Genomic DNA, 3,632 nt, shown 5'->3' with positions numbered 1-3,632 from the left:
CGGCATGGCCGAGAGCTTCGTGAAGACGATCAAGCGGGATTATGTGGCGCACATGCCCAAGCCGGATCGAGAAACGGCGCTGCGTAACCTGGCAATTGCCTTTGAGCATTACAACGAGCAGCATCCGCACAGCGCTTTGAACTATCGCTCACCGAGAGAATTCAGGCGCTTGGCAGTGGCATCCATTTAACGGGGAGTTGGTGTCCGGTTTTGTAGGGGCAAGTCCACTCCCCTCTTTATTACTRCTGACGCCCAGCTTGCTGCAAAAACGTTTTGTGAAAACAAATGTGATCAACCAACAATACGCCCCTTTAACCGTCTCTCTATGGGATAGAACGAGACAAGAGGGCAGGCGCAACAGTACATTCAAAAGATAAAATTGTTGGTGAGGCATTCGCCCCTAAAACCGGGTAGACTCTTATAGGTATGGAATTAGAGAGTGCAGGCTCGAACATGAAAAGACTGTGAATTAGAGTGAATTCACAGCTTTTAATTTCGTAATCCAGAGTAGCTGTCTAATAGTCAAAACTCCTATTTCCCTACACGCAGCAGAGCAGCGTTAAGGCAGCAAACGTTATGAACTCCTCTTCTCCTACAGCCAGCACCATGGCGACGTTGAGTGTTTTCAACACGGTGAAAAACCATGAATGACTTTATGTCCCGATTGAGCAGGATGCTCGAATGCCACCTGCGCGCACGCCTCTTGATTGCCGGCCTGTGGCTCGCCCTGTGTGCCCCCGTCTCCTGGTGGGCAAGTGGCGCATTGACCTACCAATACTTTGATCGACAGCTGGCAGACATAAAGCAACAAGAGCTCAGCCGCTTGAATGAGCTCAGCTCACAAGTTGTCGATACCCTTGACCGCCTCAATAGCATCAGCCACTCAAACATTGCCACAACCGACTGTACCGCCGAGATCTTTCGACTTCAGGCACAAATTATCCGTCAATGGCGCTATGTCAACGAAGCGGCGGTACGCCTGGACTCAGGCATAGTCTGTCACTCTTTCGGAACTCAAGAGAATGCCACTGTATTGCCCAGTGATGGAGCCTCCAACCATTACACTGCAGAGGCTAGTCGCGCCTACTGGTTTAATGCAGGACCGGGTGTATCAGCCGATGCTGGAACAGTCGTTATATCTCAAGACAACAGCTACCTGTGGTTGAACAAAGGAATTTTGATAGACATGCGGCCGCCCCTCAGGCGCCAACGCTTTCCCTTGATCTGATAGACGAGCACTCGCTTGAGTCTCTTTTTTCCAATGACGTTACGACTATTGCGTTGYCCAAACGCCCCGTGCCGTATGAACTAACATTCGGTGACGAGCGTTTGTACATAGCTTATCCCGTGAAATGGGCTGGGTTGTTTGCCCTGCTGTCTTTGCCGATCAGCACGTATTACCAGATTTGGCTCATCTTGTTCGCTGGATTGCTGATCGCGAGTCTGATCGTCGTCCTAACGCTCTGCCACCTGACGAGCGTTACATACACCTACCGATACTCGCTACTGGCCAAGTTGCGCAAGGCACTAACAAGCAATCAACTCAAAGTACACTATCAGCCCATCGTCGATATACAAACCGGGCGTTGGAAAGGTGCCGAAGCACTCCTGCGGTGGACCCATGGTGGCAAGCCCGTCGCTCCTCATGTTTTTATCCCTTTGACGGAAAAAGGAAGGATCATCCGCCAGCTGACACGCTGGGTATGCAAGCAAGTTGCCGAGGACGAGCGGACCTATTTATGAGCGCTTGATGACCTGTACATCACCATCAATTTGTCGGCACACGATGTAACAGACTCCGATTTCCCCGGCTTTGTAGAAGACTTGCTCAGAACATATGGCATACCGGCGAAGCGGATTGTTTTTGAAGTGATGGAGCGCTCACTCTTTGACACAGATCGGGCCCGTATTCATCTGCAACGCCTGCGGGAGATGGGGCATCGGATTGCCATTGATGACTTCGGCATCGGCTATTCCAGCTTGCACAATCTCGGTGAGTTACCCGTCGATATCCTGAAACTTGATCGTTCCTTCCTCAATCCGGAAAAACTCTACTCGAATGACAGTATCCTCTGGTATCTCACGCGGCTGGCTCACTCACTCAAGCTCACCGTGGTAGCCGAAGGACTGGAAACTTTCGAACAGATTCAGACTGTCAAGATCGCCGGCATACCTCTGGTACAGGGTTGGTATTACTCACATGACCTGCCCATCGAACAACTGGCCAAGGGCTTTTTCTCTGTCACTGCGCCCGCTGCAGAAAGCCGCGCCAGATAGTCGGATGCCCAACACCTGCCGGTGTGGCGTCCCCTCGTAAGGCCTGGCTGTGCCAGATGATCTACGCACCTATGCGAAAATCGGAAATTTGAGACAACAACATGACCTCTACAGCTGAACTAGGGCAATCCGTGACGCTACCACAGACCATTGGCCATGTGATCCGTTGCCCCCGCACTGCCGGTCTCGCACTATTCGAACCGACTCGACAATTGCTGACTTTTGGCGATCCTGCAGGCGCCAGGGTAGAACTCAGTTACTCCGCATCCCGGATACTCGAACTGCTGATCCAGAAGACCGATACGATCGTCGCTCGGAACGACATCCTCGCGTATGCCTGGCCGGGTCGCATCGTCACCCAAAGCAGTTTGAATCAAGCGGTATCCAGCGTTCGTGAGCAATTGAGGGATGAAGCGTCGAAAGATATCATCCAGACCATCCCCCGCCGTGGGTACCAATTCAATTCCCGTTTTCTAGCGCCCCCGGAAGAATGGTCAGCCCCTGACAACACAATTGAGCTGGACGCTTGCGATGCAGCTCCTCAGCCGACGATTGTCATGCGCGAAGACAAGCGTCTCCCTCGCCCATAGTTACCTACTCATGTCTGGCTGTTGATGGTTATCGTCATTCTCCTGTGCTCTCTGATCTGGCGTATCAACTGGACCTTATTACTGCAACCCGGGTTATCCACCATTAGCCAGCAGTCAGGCGATAACCGCTTGTTATACACGGCACCGGACGAGGCACAAGCGCATGTCCTGGATACTGAACTGGCACCAGTGCGCCAAAAACTACTCAACTTGAGCCAGTCCCCGGTAACGCTATTGTTCAATAGAACCTACAATTTTTAAGATGTTATCTGCATCAGCCAAACCCATCGTATTTATTCAATATTCGTGCATAAATCACAACTGTCCCGCCTGACCGACGACCAACTCATGGAGTGCCTTCAGTGAGGCGCTTGAATGCTTGGCTGTGGGGGACGGTGGTCCTGCTTCTCGCCGCACACGCCAGTTATTTTTTTATTGAACAACAACGCCCTTATGACACGTACTTCGCTAATGGGGTTTCAGTGTTCGAGAACGGCGATGTTTTCCCAGAGTATTCGCGCCTCCAGCTCCAGGAAGATCGAGCCTATGATTTCCAGAAAAGCGCCGACTGGTCCAGGCTATTTTCCCTTGGCGTAACAGGTCACGCGTGGGGCAGTATCACGTTGAGTTCGATTTCCGAAATGCACTCCCAAGTCAGCCTTCACATTGAGAATGATGATCATGAACTCAATTTCAACAGAGCCTATTACTCGCAAATCGATACGCCTCTGACGCTCTACCGTTACGCCTCTGACGCTCTACCGT

At 51.7% G+C, this 3,632-nt stretch carries 4 protein-coding genes and 1 pseudogene; all 5 read left to right on the top strand.

The window, feature by feature from the left end; genetic code table 11:
- Positions 1-190 (top strand): integrase core domain-containing protein (locus AC1DSG_RS29055; protein ID WP_477793952.1); only part of this gene is annotated, 190 nt, incomplete at its 5' end.
- Between the two features lie 453 nt (positions 191-643).
- Positions 644-1,228 (top strand): CSS-motif domain-containing protein, encoded by a 585-nt coding sequence (locus tag AC1DSG_RS29050; protein WP_477793951.1) that lies wholly within the window; start codon positions 644-646, stop codon positions 1,226-1,228.
- Positions 1,159-2,277 (top strand): annotated as a pseudogene (locus tag AC1DSG_RS29045) (EAL domain-containing protein). The gene AC1DSG_RS29050 and the pseudogene AC1DSG_RS29045 overlap by 70 nt, the downstream one beginning before the upstream one ends.
- Before the next feature lie 101 nt (positions 2,278-2,378).
- Complete coding sequence (locus tag AC1DSG_RS29040) at positions 2,379-2,867, top strand: winged helix-turn-helix domain-containing protein (RefSeq protein WP_477793950.1); 489 nt, start codon at positions 2,379-2,381, stop codon at positions 2,865-2,867.
- A 362-nt stretch (positions 2,868-3,229) separates the two neighbouring features.
- Positions 3,230-3,632 (top strand): hypothetical protein (locus AC1DSG_RS29035; protein WP_477793949.1); only part of this gene is annotated, 403 nt, incomplete at its 3' end.

It is taken from the genome of Pseudomonas sp. P5_A12, from assembly GCF_056400685.1.
Note: the sequence above shows the minus strand (reverse complement) of the source record. Positions and strands in the feature narration are given on the sequence as shown.

Coding starts and splice junctions, on each gene's coding strand:
- AC1DSG_RS29040 (WP_477793950.1), top strand. CDS start 2,379: ATGACCTCTACAGCTGAACTAGGGCAATCCGTGACGCTACCACAGACC.
- AC1DSG_RS29050 (WP_477793951.1), top strand. CDS start 644: ATGAATGACTTTATGTCCCGATTGAGCAGGATGCTCGAATGCCACCTG.